The 18971-nt window shown below is 41.3% G+C and carries 19 protein-coding genes and 1 tRNA gene; 10 read left to right on the plus strand and 10 right to left on the minus strand.

Annotated features, from left to right (window positions below; genetic code table 11):
• Positions 1-43 precede the first annotated feature (43 nt).
• From IRJ18_RS04785 to IRJ18_RS04795, 3 genes are all read right to left on the minus strand, one after another.
• Complete coding sequence (locus IRJ18_RS04785) at positions 44-1321, minus strand: adenylosuccinate synthase (RefSeq protein WP_194105060.1); 1278 nt, start codon at positions 1319-1321, stop codon at positions 44-46.
• Positions 1322-1355: 34 nt separating this feature from the next.
• A complete protein-coding gene (locus IRJ18_RS04790) occupies positions 1356-1823 on the minus strand; it encodes a Fur family transcriptional regulator (RefSeq protein WP_194105061.1) in 468 nt (155 codons plus the stop codon).
• Positions 1824-1986: 163 nt separating this feature from the next.
• Positions 1987-4215, minus strand: a complete 2229-nt coding sequence (locus tag IRJ18_RS04795) for a RelA/SpoT family protein (RefSeq protein WP_194105062.1) — start codon at positions 4213-4215, stop codon at positions 1987-1989.
• A gap of 104 nt (positions 4216-4319) precedes the next feature.
• Between IRJ18_RS04795 and IRJ18_RS04800 the strand changes: the two genes are divergently transcribed.
• The 4 genes from IRJ18_RS04800 (at position 4320) to IRJ18_RS04815 (ending at position 7142) form a co-directional block, all read left to right on the plus strand.
• Positions 4320-4931 carry a DUF4294 domain-containing protein gene (locus tag IRJ18_RS04800; protein WP_194105063.1) on the plus strand — a complete coding sequence of 204 codons (612 nt, stop codon included), beginning with the start codon at positions 4320-4322 and terminating at the stop codon, positions 4929-4931.
• A 3-nt stretch (positions 4932-4934) separates the two neighbouring features.
• Positions 4935-5441, plus strand: a complete 507-nt coding sequence (locus IRJ18_RS04805; protein WP_194105064.1) for a glutathione peroxidase — start codon at positions 4935-4937, stop codon at positions 5439-5441.
• A 6-nt stretch (positions 5442-5447) separates the two neighbouring features.
• Positions 5448-6173, plus strand: coding sequence for a bacillithiol biosynthesis deacetylase BshB1 (gene bshB1, locus IRJ18_RS04810; RefSeq protein ID WP_194105065.1), 726 nt, complete (start codon positions 5448-5450; stop codon positions 6171-6173).
• A 96-nt stretch (positions 6174-6269) separates the two neighbouring features.
• Positions 6270-7142: an aldo/keto reductase gene (locus IRJ18_RS04815; RefSeq protein ID WP_194105066.1), complete on the plus strand. Its 873-nt coding sequence runs from the start codon at positions 6270-6272 to the stop codon at positions 7140-7142.
• A 58-nt stretch (positions 7143-7200) separates the two neighbouring features.
• On the opposite strand, the gene IRJ18_RS04820 is transcribed toward IRJ18_RS04815, so the two are convergent.
• From IRJ18_RS04820 to IRJ18_RS04835, 4 genes are all read right to left on the minus strand, one after another.
• Positions 7201-7644 (minus strand): hypothetical protein, encoded by a 444-nt coding sequence (locus tag IRJ18_RS04820; protein WP_194105067.1) that lies wholly within the window; start codon positions 7642-7644, stop codon positions 7201-7203.
• 228 nt (positions 7645-7872) lie between these two features.
• Complete coding sequence (gene lat / locus IRJ18_RS04825) at positions 7873-9204, minus strand: L-lysine 6-transaminase (protein WP_194105068.1); 1332 nt, start codon at positions 9202-9204, stop codon at positions 7873-7875.
• A gap of 190 nt (positions 9205-9394) precedes the next feature.
• The gene (locus tag IRJ18_RS04830; RefSeq protein ID WP_194105069.1) at positions 9395-10285 is read right to left on the minus strand and encodes a 1-aminocyclopropane-1-carboxylate deaminase/D-cysteine desulfhydrase; all 891 of its coding nucleotides are present in this window, start codon (positions 10283-10285) and stop codon (positions 9395-9397) included.
• 4 nt (positions 10286-10289) lie between these two features.
• Entirely contained in the window at positions 10290-11345 is a 1056-nt protein-coding gene (locus IRJ18_RS04835) for a DUF6588 family protein (RefSeq protein ID WP_194105070.1), read from the minus strand.
• A gap of 71 nt (positions 11346-11416) precedes the next feature.
• On the opposite strand from IRJ18_RS04835, the gene IRJ18_RS04840 reads away from it, so the two are divergent.
• Both IRJ18_RS04840 and IRJ18_RS04845 read left to right on the plus strand, forming a co-directional pair.
• Positions 11417-12460, plus strand: coding sequence for an RluA family pseudouridine synthase (locus tag IRJ18_RS04840; protein WP_194105071.1), 1044 nt, complete (start codon positions 11417-11419; stop codon positions 12458-12460).
• A gap of 19 nt (positions 12461-12479) precedes the next feature.
• A complete protein-coding gene (locus IRJ18_RS04845; RefSeq protein WP_194105072.1) occupies positions 12480-13316 on the plus strand; it encodes an aminotransferase class IV in 837 nt (278 codons plus the stop codon).
• 3 nt (positions 13317-13319) lie between these two features.
• Here IRJ18_RS04845 and IRJ18_RS04850 read toward each other — a convergent pair whose 3' ends face one another.
• Both IRJ18_RS04850 and IRJ18_RS04855 read right to left on the minus strand, forming a co-directional pair.
• On the minus strand, positions 13320-14309 hold the full coding sequence (locus IRJ18_RS04850; protein ID WP_194105073.1) for an aldo/keto reductase: 990 nt from the start codon (positions 14307-14309) through the stop codon (positions 13320-13322).
• 98 nt (positions 14310-14407) lie between these two features.
• Complete coding sequence (locus IRJ18_RS04855) at positions 14408-15328, minus strand: PfkB family carbohydrate kinase (RefSeq protein WP_194105074.1); 921 nt, start codon at positions 15326-15328, stop codon at positions 14408-14410.
• 87 nt (positions 15329-15415) lie between these two features.
• Here IRJ18_RS04855 and IRJ18_RS04860 point away from each other — a divergent pair.
• Positions 15416-15492 (plus strand) — tRNA-Asn (locus IRJ18_RS04860).
• Here IRJ18_RS04860 and IRJ18_RS04865 read toward each other — a convergent pair.
• Positions 15455-16393 carry a recombinase family protein gene (locus tag IRJ18_RS04865; RefSeq protein ID WP_377095089.1) on the minus strand — a complete coding sequence of 313 codons (939 nt, stop codon included), beginning with the start codon at positions 16391-16393 and terminating at the stop codon, positions 15455-15457. The two genes, IRJ18_RS04860 and IRJ18_RS04865, sit on opposite strands and share 38 nt — an antisense overlap.
• A gap of 58 nt (positions 16394-16451) precedes the next feature.
• Here IRJ18_RS04865 and IRJ18_RS04870 point away from each other — a divergent pair, with 58 nt between their 5' ends.
• From IRJ18_RS04870 to IRJ18_RS04880, 3 genes are all read left to right on the plus strand, one after another.
• A complete protein-coding gene (locus tag IRJ18_RS04870) occupies positions 16452-17315 on the plus strand; it encodes a hypothetical protein (RefSeq protein ID WP_194105076.1) in 864 nt (287 codons plus the stop codon).
• 314 nt (positions 17316-17629) lie between these two features.
• The gene (locus IRJ18_RS04875) at positions 17630-17944 is read left to right on the plus strand and encodes a hypothetical protein (protein WP_194105077.1); all 315 of its coding nucleotides are present in this window, start codon (positions 17630-17632) and stop codon (positions 17942-17944) included.
• An 8-nt stretch (positions 17945-17952) separates the two neighbouring features.
• Positions 17953-18900: a hypothetical protein gene (locus tag IRJ18_RS04880; protein WP_194105078.1), complete on the plus strand. Its 948-nt coding sequence runs from the start codon at positions 17953-17955 to the stop codon at positions 18898-18900.
• Positions 18901-18971 lie beyond the last annotated feature (71 nt).

Consider the following 18971-nt stretch of genomic DNA (forward strand, 5'->3'; position numbering starts at 1 on the left):
GCCCGCAATTATCTGCGGGCATTTTTTGTTTATTGTATTTGAATTAATTCAATACCAACGTCTGTACCCTATCCGGGCCAACAGAAAGGTATTTAACCGGCACGCCTAATTGCTCTTTTAAAAAGTCCATATAACGGCTTAATGATGCCGGTATTTGGTCTAATTCAGTAATGCCGGTAATGTCTTCGTTCCAGCCCTCAATTTCCTGCAAAACAGGCTCGGGGGTAATGGTGCAAATATCATAAGGCATATAATCAATTACCTCGCCGTTATAGTTATAATGGGTACAAGCATATATTTTTTCAAAACCGCTTAAAACATCGGCTTTAGTCATTACCAGTTGAGTTACACCATTCAGCATAATAGCATATTTCAATGCCGGCAGATCGATCCAGCCCGTACGGCGTGGACGACCAGTAGTAGCGCCAAACTCGTGACCTAACTGACGAAGTTTTTCGCCTAATTCGTTATCCAGTTCGGTAGGGAAGGGGCCGCCGCCAACACGGGTGCAGTATGCCTTAAATATGCCAATTACTTCGCCTATTTGGCTTGGTGCAATGCCTAAACCAGTACAAGCACCGGCTGATGTAGTGTTTGATGAAGTTACAAACGGATAAGACCCAAAGTCGATATCCAGCATAGCGCCTTGTGCGCCTTCAGCTAATACTTTTTTGCCTTTGCGGATATAATCATTCACAAAATGCTCCGAATCAACCAAAGGGAATTTTTTGATCACGTCCAACGCTTCAAAGAAGGCGGCTTCGCGTTCGCTAAAATCTACCACCTCGCCATAAAGCGATTGCAGCATTGAGGTATGTTTGGCAACCAATTTTTGGTAACGTTCTTTAAAATCGGGCAGGGTAATATCGCCAATGCGTAAACCATTGCGGCCGGTTTTGTCCATATAGGTTGGGCCAATGCCTTTTAAAGTTGAACCAATTTTGCCTTCGCCCATTTTCTTTTCAGAAGCAGCATCAAGCAATTGGTGAGTAGGCAGTATCAGGTGTGCTTTTTTAGCAATTACCAGGTTCTTTTTGGCCAGTAGGTCGTGCCCGGCAGCTTTCAGTTTATCCAGTTCCTTTTTAAGGGTAATAGGATCAATTACCACACCATTACCAATCAGGTTTAGTGTATTATTAAAAAATATACCCGAAGGGATAGTGTTCAATACAAATTTTTGTCCGTCAAACTCAAGGGTATGCCCGGCGTTTGGTCCGCCCTGGAAGCGCGCTATCAGATCGTAATCCGCAGCCAGTACATCAACAATTTTTCCTTTACCTTCGTCGCCCCATTGCAGGCCTAATAAAACGTCAACAGCCATTTATTTTATATGATTGATTTGAAAGGGGGCAAAGTTAAACTTTTCTGTCGCAATAACCTTGCTTAAGTTTAGTACAATTGCCATAAAGATTAAGGGAGTGGTGCTTGATATCAAATTTAAGCAAGTCGCCCATCATACTTTGTATTTGTTGAATGCGTGGGTCGCAAAACTCAACAACTTTGCCGCAGTCTATGCAAATAATATGATCGTGCTGTTTGTAGCCATATGATTTTTCGAACTGGGCCATGTTTTTGCCAAACTGATGTTTGGTCACCAGGTCGCACGATACTAATAGTTCCAGTGTATTATATACTGTAGCACGGCTAACCCTGTATTTTTTATTTTTCATGTGGATGTATAACGATTCCACATCAAAATGATCATTACGTGAATAGATCTCTTCCAAAATGGCAAAGCGCTCAGGAGTTTTCCTCAGACTTTTGTTTTCAAGGTAAGCCTCGAAAATTTTCTTTACCATGGCAATGGTTTCAGTTTGCGACATGTTTTGCTATTAATAATTCAAAGGTATTAAAATAGTCTGGAAGTCGGAAAGACCGAAAGTCCCGGAGATGTCAGGTTTTGAGTTGGAAGAATTCAAGTAAAATTCAATACCGCGTTACCTTTTTAAACTCTTGAATCTTTGTTATTAATTCTTTACTGTCTATCTAAGAAGCCCGTTCCACAGCCGGGGTTGAATCAAACCGTGTTACGGCGGTAATGCCGCGTATCTCTTTCAAGCGTTTTATCAGGTTATCCAGATGTTCGGTATCGTTCACATACACCATAATCGATCCTTCAAAAATACCGTTATCACTATCAACAGTAATAGAGCGGATATTCACTTTAAAATCGTTGGAAATTACTGTAGTTAGTTTATTGATCAGGCCAACATCATCAATACCCGTAATTCGCAAACCGGTTAAAAATGCCAGTTCCTGCTGGTTTGTCCAGCGGGCTTTTACAATGCGGTAACCGTAGTTGGACATTAATTTGGTGGCATTAGGGCAATTAGTACGGTGTATTTTTATCCCATCGCTTACCGTAATGAAACCAAATACATCATCGCCAGGGATAGGGTTGCAGCAGCTGGCAAGTTTATAGTCAATCTTTTGCATGTCATCGCCAATCAATAACATGTCGGTATCTTTGGCCTTAATGCTTTTTAGCAGACTTTGTACCTGGTCGGCGTCAATTTTATCCTGTGGCTTATTCTCAATACTTTTTTCTGATGCCTGGTACTCCTTAAGCTGACTCAGGTCTATCAACCCTTTAGCTACATTGTAAAAGAGGTCTTGGGTCGATTGCAGTTTGAAATAATAACTCAGCTTATGGATGTTCTCTGAATTGTAGGTGATCTTCAGCGATTTTAGCTTACGTTCCAGTATTTCCTTGCCATCTTCAGCTATTTTGCGCTTTTCTTCTTTTAATGCCGATTTTATTTTGGCTTTAGCTTTAGCCGTAACTACAATGTTCAGCCAGTCTTCTTTTGGACTTTGCTTACTGCTGGTAATCACTTCCACCTGGTCGCCGTTTTGTAGTTTATAGCTTAGCGGTACTAGTTTGTGGTTTACTTTGGCGCCAATACAACTGGCCCCCACATCGGTATGTATCTCGAACGCGAAATCCAGCGCCGTAGCGCTTGATGGTAATTGTATTAATGCACCTTTAGGCGTAAAGATGAATATCTCATCGCTAAAAAGGTTCATCTTGAAATCATCCAGAAAATCCAATGCGTTGCTGTCGGGGTTTTTCAGCATATCGCGAACTTTTTGTATCCACAGGTCAAGCCCGTTGTCTACTGATGATTCCTTGTATTTCCAATGCGCGGCAAAACCCTTCTCTGCAATTTCGTTCATACGGGTGGTACGTATCTGCACTTCAACCCATTGCCCACGCGGGCCCATTACGGTAGTATGTAATGATTCGTAACCATTAGCCTTGGGCGATGATACCCAGTCGCGCAAACGGTCGGGATTAGGCCGGTAAAGGTCGGTCACTATAGAATAAGCCTTCCAGCAATCCGATTTTTCATTTTCTGCCGGGCTATCCAGAATGATACGGATGGCAAAAAGATCGTAAACCTCTTCAAATGGGACGTTCTTTTTCTTCATCTTATTCCAGATGGAGTGGATCGACTTCGGCCTGCCGTACATATCGGCGTTCAAGCCCTGGCCTTCTAGCACTTTCTTTATTGGCTCAATAAAATCCCGGATAAACTTCTCGCGTTCCGCCCTTTTTTCATTTAGCTTATTTTTAATGAACTGGTAGGTCTCGCTTTCCATATATTTCATGGAAAGGTCTTCCAGCTCTGACTTTATGGCATATAAACCCAGCCTGTGTGCCAATGGTGCATACAGATACACGGTTTCTGACGATAACTTCAACTGCTTATCACGCGGCATAAACTCCATGGTACGCATGTTATGCAGGCGGTCGGCCAGTTTTATCAATATTACCCGCACATCATCGGCCAGGGTAAGCAACATTTTACGGAAATTCTCGGCCTGTAAAGAGCTGTTGGTATCGAACACGCCGGAAATTTTAGTTAGGCCGTCAATTATTTTGGCTACTTTCTTTCCAAATTCGCGTTCAATATCATCTAAAGTAACATCAGTGTCCTCAACCACATCGTGCAGCAATGCACAAACAATAGAAGTAGTACCCAAGCCAATTTCCTCGGCAGCAATTTGGGCAACAGCAATAGGATGATATATATACGGCTCGCCCGATTTGCGGCGCATATCCTTATGGCTTTCAAGGGCCATATCAAAAGCCTTACGTATCATGCGTTTATCGCCCTTTTGCAAGGTTGATTTTGATGCACGCAGCAATGCCCGGTAACGCTTTAGTATTTCGTTCTTTTCCGCCTCAATATCTATCACTACATCCTTCATTTATAAGCCCTTATATATACCTGGTAATGTCATTATAAAATTTAATTACATATATGTTATGCAATACAACAAAAAATAGCATTATTTTTGTATTACGTAAAATTATGAAATTTATTGGCTTTGTATTACTGTTTTGCTGCTTCGCTACCATAGCGCTGTCACAAAGTGCATTGCCACGACCTAAATTAGGCAAAAATGATACCATCCGGACTTACCTGACAGAATATCAAGGCGAGTTGATCCCGTGGACGGTTGTACCTGAAATAAAAATTGTTGATACACGCATTTTTAAAAGTGAAAAAGACCGGCAGGATTACAACCGCCTGCGTTATAATGTTTACAAAGTGTTACCATATATGCGGTTTGCCAGTAACCGTTACCAGCAGCTGCAGCGCGATTTAGCCACCACCGGCGATAAAGGCAAACAAAAAGAAATGATAAAGGCTTGCGAAACGCAGATAAAAGATCTGTTTAACCGCGAAATAAAAAACCTTACCATTACACAAGGTGAGATATTAATAAAGTTAGTTAACCGCGAAACAGGGAATACAAGTTATGAAATGCTGAAAGAGATGAAAGGCGGATTGAACGCATTTATGTTTCAGTCTATAGCCAGGATATTTGGGCATAATTTGAAAGAAACTTACGATCCCGAACAGGAGAGGGATATCGAATCTATTCTGCAATCTGCAGGATATATTTCCTACAACAATTAGATAATGGACGATAAGAGCATTTACCGGTTTAATGTTAAAAAGTTAAACGGTGAAGAAGTTAGCCTTGGCGATTATAAAAACAAGGTATTGTTAATAGTAAATACCGCATCGCAATGCGGTTTTACTCCCCAGCTTAAAGAACTTGAAGAATTAAGAAAGACCTATAAAGATCAGAACTTCGAGATACTGGCTTTTCCATCTAACGATTTTGGCGGACAAGAACCTTTGGATGGCAGCGAGATAAGCAAGTTTTGCGCTATCAATTTTGGTACGCATTTTCCGGTTTTTGAAAAGGTAAGGGTACGTGGCCCATACAGCCACCCGCTGTTCCAGTTTTTGGCAGATAAGAAACAAAACGGAGCTGTAAACACTGCACCACGGTGGAATTTTCATAAGTACCTGGTAGATGCACATGGCTTAGTGACCGACTTTTTTTATCCGTTCACCAAACCAACATCATCCAAAATAAGAAAGAAAATAGACCGCCTGCTGGCCGCAGATCATCAATAGAATAATATGCTTAAATTAGATATTTTGGTTTTGGCCGTCCATCCGGACGATGCTGAATTAGGTTGCGGGGGTACTATAGCTAAACATGTAGCCATGGGCCATAAGGTCGGTATTGTTGACCTTACCCGGGGCGAATTAGGTACCCGTGGCTCTGCCGAGATACGCGACGAGGAAGCTGCCGGTGCCGGAAAGATACTTGGTTTAGTCGTACGTGAAAATTTAGGCATACCCGATGGTTTTTTTGAGAACACTAAAGAATACCAGCTAAAAGTTATTGCTGCCATCCGCAAGTTTCAGCCGGATATTGTGATCACTAACGCTTACTATGATCGTCACCCAGACCATGGCCGTGCCAATCAGTTAGTAGAAGCAGCTACTTTTTTATCTGGTTTGCGAAAAATAGAAACATTGCAAAACGGGGAACCACAGGCGCCATGGCGCCCTAAACAGGTTTTACATTTTATACAGGATAACTACATACAGCCTGATATTGTTATTGATGTAACCGACTATTGGGATAAAAAAATGGCCAGCATTTTTGCTTACGGATCGCAATTTTATAACCCTGAATGGAATGAAAACGAGCCGCAAACCTATATTTCATCACCCCAATTTACGGCCGTTGTTGAAGGCCGTGGCCGTGAATTTGGCAAAGCGATAGGTACCAAATTTGCCGAAGGTTTTACCAGCCGAAAAATTTTGGGCGTGGATAGTTTGATGGATTTGCGGTAGAACATGGAGTTTCAGGCTTAGCATCATTATCAGTTAACACCCTCTCTGCAGGGCAGAATTGTTTTAACTAGACGCTATCTTTTGTTAGGTTTGTATATGAATAACACCATCACCATTGGAAAAGATACAGCCAATCCGTTAACCGTCCCTCGTTTAGGTTACGGCACTATGCGCCTTACAGGCGAGGGTTTTTATGGCGAACCACCTAATCGTCCTGAAGCGTTAGCGATATTAAAAAGGGCTATAGAAAAAGGCGTCCGTTTTATTGATACAGCAGACTATTATGGCGATGATGTAACTAACCGTTTAATTGCTGAAGCCATATACCCATACCCGGATGATTTGGTGATATGTACCAAAGTAGGGGCAACCCGCAAGCCCGATAAAAGCTGGGTGGTGTATAATACTCCTGAAAATTTGCGTACCAGCATTGAAAATAATTTACGCACTTTAAAAATTGACAGGATAACCCAGGTGCATTTTCGTGTAATGCCCGGAATGACCAATTTCGAGGAAGGTATGGAAGCTATGTTTAAAATACAAAGCGAAGGCAAAATACTGCATGTAGGCGTGAGCAATGTTACCCGTGACGAATTACAAACTGCTATGAAAATGGGCAACGTTGTATCGGTGGAGAACATGTATGGTCATGGACAGCGTACTACTAAACAATTTGCCCATGGCGGGACAAATATGGGCGGTGAGGAAGTACTTGATATTTGTGAGCAGCATAATATAGTTATGGTGCCATTTTGGTCGCTGCACACAGCTGATAGGCAGGATACGCGATTGGCTAAAGTAGCTCAAAAATATGGGGTTACCGAGGCACAGGTTAATATTGCCTGGTTGTTACATAAATCGCCAATAATGTTACCCATCCCCGGCACGTCTTCATTAGCGCATTTTGAAGAAAATCTGGCTGCTGCCGATATCAACCTTTCCAAAGATGATATGACATTCCTGGAATAAGGAGCATAAACAAAAAAGACCTGATATTATCTTCAGGTCTTTTTTGTTTATCACAACGTTATGCTTTTACATATTCAAAACGGTTGTTAGCGTTACTGCGTTCGCGTTTTAACTTATGTTCGTTAGCCAGTTTTAGCAGGATCCCTGATAGTTCAGATGTTTTGAAATCCGAATCGTAGTTAGTTTTACAATATTCGGCTATTGATGATATAGAACGATGTGTGTCGAAAAAGTCGGTACTTGTTAATAGCTGATTAAGCACTTTAGTAGCCCCGGGTTTTTTACGTACCGGCACATGCTCATAATTATTACCATTGATCTTTTGTTTAGGCCCTTTTTTATGAAATATGTCGACCGTGTCAGCATCCGACCTTTCGGCGTCAATAATAACATCAAATAATCTGTCAATTACTTTAACCTGTACTGCTTCGGATTTGAACAGGTTAACTACTTCGGAAATCTCAATTAATTGTTTCTTTAATTTTTCAGTTTGTTTACTCATGATAATAATGTAGCAGCTCCTAATTTGAATAGCATTAGACATAGTACATCAATAGCGACAATACATTAGGGATATTGCCCAGATAGATAGTAATAGTGGTGTTTAGCGCGCGTTTATATAATAAACGTGATGGGACAATATTAGTATGTTTTACGAGAAAAAAATATTATTAGTTACCGAATAGCTTCGTTGTAGCAATATTATTACATTTCATTAACACTATATAAATTATAAAATACTTATTATTTTTTCCATAACATGCAGTCCCTCATCTATATGCGTTTTATCCATGATGAGTGCAGGCCTAAAACGTATGGTTGTATCGGCACAGCCTAAAAACATCACATTATGCGCTAATCCTTTTTGAATAAAGGCATCGCGATGGGCCTGATCACGAAAATCAAAGGCTGTAAGCAAGCCTTTTCCTCGTACATTACCAATTATCTCGTACTTTTCAGAAAGCTTTAGCAATTGCTGCTGCAGATAGTTGCCCATTTTGGCAGCGTTTTCACACAACCTATCTTCTTCAATAATTTCCATTATTTTAGATGAGCGTACCATATCTACCAAATTGCCGCCCCAGGTTGAATTTATACGGGAGGATACCCGGAATACATTGCCTTCAATTTCGTCAATACGTTTACCGGCTAATATGCCGCAAACCTGCATCTTTTTACCAAAAGCTATAATATCAGGCCGGGCATCCTCTCCAAAATGCTGATGGCACCAAAACTTGCCTGTAAGCCCAACGCCGGTTTGTATTTCATCGTATATTAACAGTGCCTCATTCTCATCAGCCAATTGGCGCAGTTGGCGCATAAATTCTACTCTGAAGTGGTTATCGCCGCCTTCCGATTGAATAGGTTCTATAATAATGGCGCAAATTTCATCGGGGTTTTCAGCAAACGCTTGTTTTATCTGGGCTATAGCCTTTTCCTCACGGGCAATAATATCTTGAACATTCGCCTCGTTCTGTGGGAATTGCATTGCCGGGTTATTAACCCGCGGCCAATCAAATTTGGCAAACCATTTGGTTTTGGCTGGGCTGGTATTAGTCAAACTTAAAGTATAGCCTGTGCGACCGTGAAAAGCTTGTTCAAAATGCAATACTTTGAACCCTTTTTCGGCTTTGTGTCCTTTGGCAAAGTTCTTCTGTACTTTCCAGTCCATAGCCGTTTTAAGGGCATTCTCAATGGCCAAAGCGCCGCCTGCAATAAAAAAGGCATGCGGCAGATAGTCGGGGATACCAACACGCGAGAAGGTATCTATAAACTGGGCATACTGCGTAGTATAAATATCCGAGTTAGATGGATTTGTCAATGCAGCCAGCATCAGGCTTTTGGTAAAGGCATCATCGCCCAGCATTTTTGGATGGTTATATCCTAAAGGCACCGATGCAAAGCAGGTAAAAAAGTCAAGTAAACGGCGTTTGTTCTTGGAATCGTAAATGTAAACGCCCTCGCTTTTTTCCATATCAAAAGTAAGGTCGAAACCATCGGCTAAAATATGTTTGCTTAATGTAGCATTAACGTTCTCGGGCGCAATATTCAGGCTGTACATAGGTTAAAGTGTTTGGTCAAATATACCGAAAAACCTCAAACCAAGCTAATTAGGGCACTTTTTGAACCGATTGGGCAAAAAGTAGGTTTAAACAATTTAAAGTTAGTTTTTGTACTGATGATGGTTTTGGTTTAGCCCCGCCAAAGCTTCACCAACACGAAAAAACTATAGAATTCTGCGTAAAAGTGGGTTAAAACTTATCACGCATACCCAATAAACCCCATATGCCACCGCTATGGATGGCCAATATCTCATCGCCGGGGTGGAAGTAATCTTTGCGGGCAAGATCAAATATCGCGTAAAGCATTTTGCCGGTGTAAGCAGGTTCTATCAGGATGCCGGTTGATGCTACAAATTCTTTAATAAAGTTTATCAATTCAGGCGTGGTTTTGCCATAACCACCAAAGTGGTATTCGGTGTGCAGACTGTAGTCGGTTGGCGTTATCAGATATTGATCTATTTCGCTGCGGATAAACTCCCCGTTTTTGAAAACCGGGATAGCATGAAAGTGGGTTTTTAATTGCTGCTGCTGAATTCCATTAATAATTCCCGCGGCTGTAGTCCCGGTTCCGCTGGCGCAGAAAATATGCTGATAGAGTTGCGGCAATTCGGCAATCAACTCGCTACAACCCCGGGCAGCCTCGGTCGAAGCACCGCCTTCATCGATAAAAAAAGCATTTGTATCTGCACCAAAATATTTTTGAAATAGCGCGGGCTTATCGCGATAACTTTCACGGTCGGTAAAAATTAATTGCATACCATGCAGACGGCACATAAACAAAGTATCATTCTGCACGTCCTCGCCACGAACAATGCCAGTTGTTTTAAACCCGAATTTGGCACCTGCGGCTGCGGTAGCTAATAAATGATTAGAATATGCCCCACCAAAAGTAACCAAGTGATTCTTTCCTTCGGTGTGTGCTTTAATAAGCAGGTATTTAAGTTTGCGCCATTTATTCCCTGAAATTACGGGATGGATCAGGTCATCGCGCTTTATAAAAATTTTCAGCCCCTTTTCATCAAACAGTTTGTGCTGTAATTGATGAACGGGGCTGAAAATTTCAAGGGTTATGTCAGGCATTCAATTAAAAACCGAAGCCAATACCACCATTAACAGATTTGTACTCGCCTAAGCTACCTGATACGTATACGCGGAAAATGGCCAGGTTCAACTGGAAACCAAGATCGGTACGTAAACCGCTAAGGCTATTTTGGTTAATGGTTACAGGGTTGTTGTAGGTAGTATAAAATTTTTGACCCGCTATAGCATTTGAAGTGACAGGATAATTTCCTATAGCAGCAATATCTGTTGAAGCAGTTTGATAAGCTACTGAAATGAATGGGGTAAAGACCGCCAGTTTCTTAGATAAAATGGCAGATACATTTACACCCGAAAAGTGGCCTTCAATACGCTGGTTACTAAAATCGGACGATTGCGAAGCATTAAGCGGCAATGCACCGGCATCTGGCTTAACATTCAGGTCTTTTTTGTAGGTTAATTTGTTATAACCAAAAGCGATAGCCAAATCAAAAGGCTTAGGAAGTTTTTTTGCAAAATCCTGTATGATATCATGTTTAATACCGAAGCCTATCATGCCAACCGAGCCAATGTCCCCACTGATTTTTGTAGTTGGTATTGCGCGGATGGTAATATCGGTATTGTGTACAAGCCCTACAGTTAACTGGATATTCGGAGCAGGTATTACAGAGATTAATCCTTTGGGCATATCAAAATTGCCAACAGTATTGCCATTATCATCTTTAATGGTCATGTTAGGCCCGGCCAATTTACTACCGGCAAAGGTTGGAGCTATTGTATTAGATGCTGATGTTGGTACAACGTGGTTTGATAACCCAATTTTAGTTACATCAAAAGATTTATCGCTGTTGGGTACCATGGCAATAGCTGCGGTAATCCTCAAATCAAAATGTAATAGCTTTTTAGTTTTAGCTGTATTGTTCCAACCGCTATTTAGCCCTGTGCCAAAACCTTTGAAAAGCGGCAGGCCATAAGCAGATACAAGTTTAGTGGCATCAGCAGGACTGGATTTAATTAATTGATCAAAACCATCCTGTGCTTGCGATTTTTGTATGCCGATAAAGAAAGTACCGGCAATAATTAGAGCGTAGAGTTTTTTCATATTCGATTGAGGTTTATTTATTCCGCAATAATCAGATATTTAATATTAAAAAACAACTATTTTTGCAATCCATGATAAATAATACTGACCTGCAAGATATTGAGGAACAGGACTTTTACGAACATTTACGAGTAGTTGTAGATAAGGGCCAATCGTTGTTGCGGATTGATAAATTTTTAATGCACCGCATTGAGAATGCCTCGCGTAACCGTATACAAAACGCAATCGAGTTGGGTAATGTACTGGTAAATGATAAAGCGATTAAGGCAAGTTATAAAGTAAAACCGCTTGATGTGATATCGGTTGTATTGCCGCACCCGCCCCGCGATACTGAAGTTTACCCTGAAAATATTCCCATAAATATTGTTTATGAAGATGATGACGTGCTGATTGTTAACAAGGAAGCGGGGATGGTAGTACACCCAGGCTATAATAACTATAGTGGTACATTGGTGAACGCATTGGTATATTACTTTCAGCAGCTACCTACGCTGCCAGGTAATGATGGCCGCCCGGGTTTAGTACACCGTATTGATAAGGATACCTCGGGCCTGCTGCTTATCAGCAAAAACGAACGCTCTATGACCTATCTGGCCCGGCAGTTTTATGAACATACCATCAACCGCAAATATATAGCCCTGGTTTGGGGCGATTTGCCAGAAGACGGTACTATAACCGGTTATATTGGCCGTAGCATTGGCGATAGGAGGGTGATGTCTATTTATGATACCGAGGAGAAAGGCAAATGGTCGGTAACGCATTATAAGGTGTTAGAACGTATGGGCTATGTTACACTAATTGAATGCAAACTTGAGACAGGCCGTACGCACCAGATCCGCGCGCATATGAAACATATCGGCCACCCGCTGTTTAGTGATGCTGTTTACGGTGGTGATAAAATATTAAAGGGTACCGTATTCAGTAAATACAAACAGTTTGTTGAGAATTGCTTTGAACTGATGCCGCGCCAGGCACTGCATGCCCAAAGTTTGGGCTTTGTACACCCATCAACAAAAAAAAGCATTTATTTTGAAGCCGCTTTGCCACAGGACTTTGAGTCGGTGTTGAAAAAATGGCGCGGTTACACGGCAACATCTGCCGGACAAATGGGTTAAATATGGTTTATAATCTGTCATGAAATCCACATTTATCAATTTTAACGACGAGATACTGCCGGCCGATAGCCTGGTAATGAGCACGGCCAACCGTGCCTTTAAATATGGCGATGGCCTGTTTGAAAGCATGCGCCTGATGAAAGGCGAGCTAAAGTTTACCGATCAGCATGTGGATCGCTTACAACGAGGGATGAAGGCCCTGAAGATGGACGGCTATTCACAAATGGATGCCTGGTTTTTGAAAGACAGAACAGAAACATTAAGCATCCGCAATAAATGCAAACATGGCCGTATGCGTTTAACAGTTTATCGCGATGGAGAGGGTTTGTATACGCCAACACGCAATAAGATAGGTTTTTGTATGGAATTGCAGCCTATAGATGAACCACGTTATTTTTTAAACGATAAAGGCCTGATTATGGATGTATTTACAGAATTAGGTAAACCGCTGAATTATCTGTCCAATATCAAATCGTGCAACGCGTTGGTTTACGTGATGGCCGGCATCTACAAAAATCAGAACCGGCTGGATGATGTATTTATCGTTAACCAAAATAAGTTTTTGTGCGAGGCTGGCAGTTCGAACGTATTTGTATTGTATAAAAACCATCTGTACACCCCGGCTTTAACCGAAGGTTGTGTGGAAGGGGTAATGCGGCAGGTTGTCATAAACATTGCCTTGCAAAACAACATACCTGTAACGGAGGCACAAATAAACCCAGAGATATTATACGAAGCCGACGAGGTTTTTCTTACCAACGCTACCCGAGGTATACAATGGGTGATGGGCTATGGCGTAAAACGCTATTTTAATAGGCTCAGCAAGTTTTTAATGGATGAGCTTAATAAATTATAACGCTTACTTGTTTACCATACCCATAGCAGCGCCAGTATAACGCGGGCCGGTATTAGGGTATGCCTTTAATACATTTTCAATATCGTTCAAATCGGATGCTGTTAATACCACGTTTACCGATTGCGCGTTTTCCATCAGGTATTTGCGCTTTTTAGTGCCGGGGATAGGGATAATATCATTACCTTGTGCCAGCACCCATGCAATGGCCAATTGGGCAGGTGTGCAGTTTTTGCCATGTGCCAGTTCAGCGAAGGCAGCAGCCAGTTTAGCGTTATTTTCATAATAGTCACCCTGGAAGCGCGGTATGGTATGCCTGAAATCATTTGATTTCAATTCATCGGGATTATCGGGCAGGGTAGCGCTAAATAAACCACGTGAAAGCGGGCTGAATGGTACAAAACCAATACCTAATTCGCGGCAGGTAGCCAGTATTTCTTTTTCCGGGTCGCGGGTTAACAATGAATATTCGCTTTGCAGCGCGGCAATAGGATGCACACTTACGGCTTTGTGTAATGATTCGACCGATGCTTCGGACAAGCCAAGATAACGCACCTTGCCTTCTTTTACCAATTCGGCCATCGCGCCAACCATTTCTTCAACGGGTACCTTAGGATCGATACGATGGGCATAATACAAGTCTATCACCTCAATATTCAGGCGTTTCAGGCTACCCTCAACCGCTTTACGCATATAAGCCGGAGAAGCGTCGAATGCGCCAAGCTTGCCATCGGTTTGGGGCACAAAACCAAATTTAGTAGCTATGAAAACCTTGCCGCGGTTTGGCGCCAGCACTTTGGCTATTAGTTCCTCGTTAATATAAGGGCCATAAATATCGGCGGTATCCCAAAAATTAATGCCCAGTTCAATGGCCAGGTTTAAAACTGCAATAGATTCGGCGTCATCCCGGGTCCCATAAGCATGCGACATGCCCATGCATCCCAAACCAATAGCCGAAAGTTTTTCACCGGTGTTTCCTAATATCCTGTATTTCATATTTTATAGTGATAGCTCATGGGTCATAGTTCATAGTCAGAAATCAGCTAAATGCTACTATTGATCCATGACTATTAACTACGACCCGCAAAGCGGTTTTACTCAATAATAGCAAATTGCGATAAACTGACAAACTCCTGTATGCGGCCTGCCACTTCGGCCTGGGTAAGGTTTTTTAGCTTTTCGGTGCCAAATTTTTCTACACAGAATGATGCCAGTGCCGAGCCATAAATAATAGCATTCTTCATGTTGTTGAAATTGATAGTACCAACTTTAGCCAGATAGCCAATAAAGCCGCCTGCAAAAGTGTCGCCGGCGCCGGTTGGGTCAAACACATCAGCCAGTGGTAGGGCAGGGGCTGAAAATATCAGATCATCGCTAAATAGTAAAGCACCGTGCTCGCCTTTTTTAATGATCAGGTATTTTGGTCCCATGGCTAAAATTTTACGGGCAGCTTTCACCAATGAGTGCTCGCCAGATAACTGTCGTGCTTCTGCATCGTTAATAGTTAATACGTCTACCATTTTAATGGTTTCCAGCAAATCGTCCATGGCAATGTCCATCCAAAAATTCATGGTATCCATTACAATTAGCTTAGGGCGCTTTTTAAGGCGTTTAATAACCGTTTGTTGTATCTGCGGTGTCAGGTTGCCAAGCATCAGGTATTCACAATCCTGATAGCTTTCGGGGATGATTGGATCGAAATCGGCCAGTACATTCAATTCGGTGATCAGCGTATCACGGCTGTTCATGTCGTTATGGTATCTGCCACTCCAAAAAAATGACTTTTCACCTTTTTTAATCTGTAAGCCTTCAGTATTTATATGATGTTTGTTCAGATCTTTAATTTCGGACTGCGGGAAGTCGTCGCCCACTACAGCAACAATTTTTGTCTTATCGTAAAAGTAAGAAGCAGCCAAACTTGCATATGTTGCGGCACCGCCAACAATTTTATCTGTCTTTCCAAAGGGGGTCTCAATTGCGTCAAACGCCACAGTACCAATAACTAACAAACTCATGTAAAAATATTTTAATTTTTTTTGCTGCAAATATTGTGAAATTACCTCAATAATCATACTTTTGCACACTCCAAACCGGAAAATGATTCCTGAGTAGCTCAGCCGGTTAGAGCATCTGACTGTTAATCAGAGGGTCGCTGGTTCGAGCCCAGCCTCAGGAGCCACAATGGGCAAGCACGTTTTACGGTCGCTTGCCCTTCTTTTTTTCTCTCGTAACGTACTGTTAATCTGATAGATAAGTTGAAACAAAAAATCAACGTTAGCGGTTCGATGTTGCAGATTTTCAAAAGTGAATTTTTCGGGGTACATCGAACCAATTACCTCTCTTTGAACGTAAGTGTCATGATTAGAGTAGATTACATCTATCTGCGTTAATTTAACAATAGCCTTGTCTAATAACCTTTCCACCTCTGCCGGGCTAACCGCCACTACAGGTGCTTCAGAAAGCTTTGCTTCTAAAACAGCGATCCGGTGTTCGCTTTCTGTCTTGATGGTTTTATAATCCGAACCATCCAAATCCCCTGTTAATAATAACTCCCTGGCTTTGGTTATGCGATTGCCTAATTCCGTAATTTCGACAATCCAATTGGTTTTGTCTTTGGTTTCGCCTTTTGTCGCATCGATATAGGCGTCCATGATAGCCGTTTTGAAAAACTCTTTAGATTCATCGTTCAGGATATACAGTTTTAACTCATCTACAAATGCCTTATTAATTTCCTCGGCCTTTTTACGATAACCACATTTAGAAGAACAATGGTAATAATAGTAGTAGTTACCTCTTCCCTTAGAGGCACTGCCGCATAATACCCGGTTGCACCGGTTGCAATTCAAAAAGCCCCGCAATGGCAGCATACTCGGCGACATAATAGTCAGTTTGCTCTTTCGCTTCTTTCCGTCCAATATATCCTGTACCTCATAATACATGGTTTCTGTTATGAGCGGTTCATGTAGTCCTTTTACGAGGTGGCAATCTTCATCCTTATATTTCTCAATAAATATCTTTCCGCAGTACATCGGGTTACGAATAGCCATTAAAAAGCGGTTTTTGTTACATTTTAAGCCCATTGCCCGTGACAAAAACGGTAACGATTGTTAAAACTTATAACTTGTAGATTCCTAAACCATGCGAGAAAGTTTAGACCCTGAAATTATCGGTACCCCGGCCCAGTTAATAAAATTACTCAGTAAACCTGAGCCGATTTTTAATTTTGTGCTATACGATTTTAAGCTTTCATCGAACTGGGTTGACATAGTTAAAGATCAAACCATACCTGGTATTGAAGTTTCTTCGGATGCGAATTTTGAAGAAGATGATAATATTGCTGGATTATATCCGGGATTGTATATTTCCTACATTAAATTTACTAAGCCGGTGCACTTTGTGCAATGCCGGTTCACTGGCCCTGTGAATTTAAGAAACCTTGTTTTTGAAAGTGATTTTCAATTTTTTGAGCCTTCATTTACTGAATCAGTCAATATATTTTCTTCAAAATTTCTGGGAAAAACCAGCTTTAGATCAATGACTGCTAAACAGTCCTTCACAATTTTACACAGTACGATTAATTCAGATCAGCTTGGTTTTCGTAGTTGCACGTTTGAAGATGGGTTGGCTATTTATGCGTGTAACTTTATCAATGATTTAGACCTCGGAGATTCCGTTTTTAAGAAAATGCTTGTTATCCGTATGGGCAACATAGCTGGTAAACTCAACTTAGCTATTTGTGAGATCGAAAACCTACAAATCATCGGTAATCACGAAACGAATGCCCCTCTTGTTGTAAAAGACATCAACCTTTCAGATACGACGGTCGAAAAGCAAACGCAAATTAATTTGGTCACGGTCAAGGGTGAAGTAAAAGCTGATGGTGCTATATTTCAGGATTCTGTCTTTATAGATAATGCTACTTTTCAGGGGAAAAGTTGGTGGACGGCGGTAAAGTTCGATAAAAATTTAAGTATCCAGCAATCAGCTTTTGGGGACAATTGAGTTTCGCTTACTCGCAGTTTGAGGGAAATGTAATGTTAAGCAGGTCTGATTTCTCCCAAGCCGATGTTTTTTTCTCGGACGTTTTAATTAATGCGGATCTTTGGATTTCTGGTAATGCTAAGAATAATCTCCCGGCTATGCTCAACCATAAAATTAGCTTTAGAGGTGCGGTAGTCTCGGCTGCAAGTATTCTACGGATAATTGGGATTAACGAAAAAAATGCCCCAGCCGGGACTTGAGACTAAGGTTATTGATAATCATTTGTATATTAAAATAATATTTATATTACGCCCCACTTAATAACCTTTATCATTATGAAAATAACAATCCCAACCACCGCAGGCACTGCCCTGAAAAAGAAAATTTTTGATGCAGTCGAAGATGAGACATTAAAGACTTGGGAAGTCAGAAGTGGCGAAGTGGAATATCTTACGCATACACCTGAGCAATGGTACGATAAAGTATTGTTAAGATTTACTGTAACAAAAACCGCGCTTGAAATCGATACTTACTATTGGAAAGGCAATGTGCCAAACGAAGACGTAAAAGGCTATTATGTCGGGAGGTTCACCGAAGTTTTATTGGTTCACTTTAGAGACGATTTCGAAACTTTCACAATAAGTAAGTAATTTTTTTGATGAACATAGCGGTAGAATATATAAATACGCATGGCGTATTAGCCAACCAGATGCATCGAATGTCGCGTGTGGCATTTGCAAAACATCTTGCTATCGCCGGACAAGGTTATGCGCCAACTCCCCGAAAATTAATTCGGACGATCGCCATGTTTCTACATTATAGTTATTATACGCGATCAGGCGCATTTAATGACGATAGATTTTCAGAGCCACCAATAGAATTATCTGACCCGACTGAAAAAGGACAATTCTCTAACCTTGCCGGAAGGGCCATCGCAGATTTTTTATCCAAACATATTGGGCATAGTATGTTCACGGTTAATTATGAAGCCGCCATGCGTTTAAGGGGTATGCGGCTCAGTATAGGCCGCAGGCAGGTCAGAAGACCCGATCTGCTTGCTTTTGCGAATAATGAAACGTTCGCTGTTGAAGCAAAAGGGTTTTCAGGTGGATATGGGAATATGGGTGACCATAAAGCACAATCGCAAACCGGAGGTATACCCGTGAATTATACTATTGCTTCGGTTGCCTATGATCTATATCGTAATGTGAAATGCAAGTATCATGATCCGTTCAACGATAATGTTGCTTTCGATAATGAGTTGTTGGGCGGATTAACACGTGATTACTATGCCGGCTTAGCTCAATTTCTTAATGAAAAATTCTTCTACTTTCGGGAGGCCGAGTATTTTGGGGAACAATTTTATGAGGTTGATCTGTCGAACCGTAATTTCTTCCAATATTTTAAAAAGGATTTTCCTTTTAGTTTTTGGCAACATGAACTATTGGACTATTATAGACCGACGCTGATCTTACCCCGAGATATTAGGGCGTTCGCTAAAAATGGTATTTCTAATAACATCCGTCCTTTTTTATTTGATTCCATTGAACAAAATAGTAATATCTACATTGATAATGATCGGGTTGGTTTGAGCTTTAGACGTTAATGTAAAATAAGTTATGTTCCGTTATTGATTTTATACATTGGCTTGGTCAGACCGATCGCAAACCGAGCAAC

Origin of the sequence: Mucilaginibacter boryungensis (genome assembly GCF_015221995.1) — a bacterium.
GTDB classification, from domain to species: Bacteria; Bacteroidota; Bacteroidia; order Sphingobacteriales; family Sphingobacteriaceae; genus Mucilaginibacter; species Mucilaginibacter boryungensis.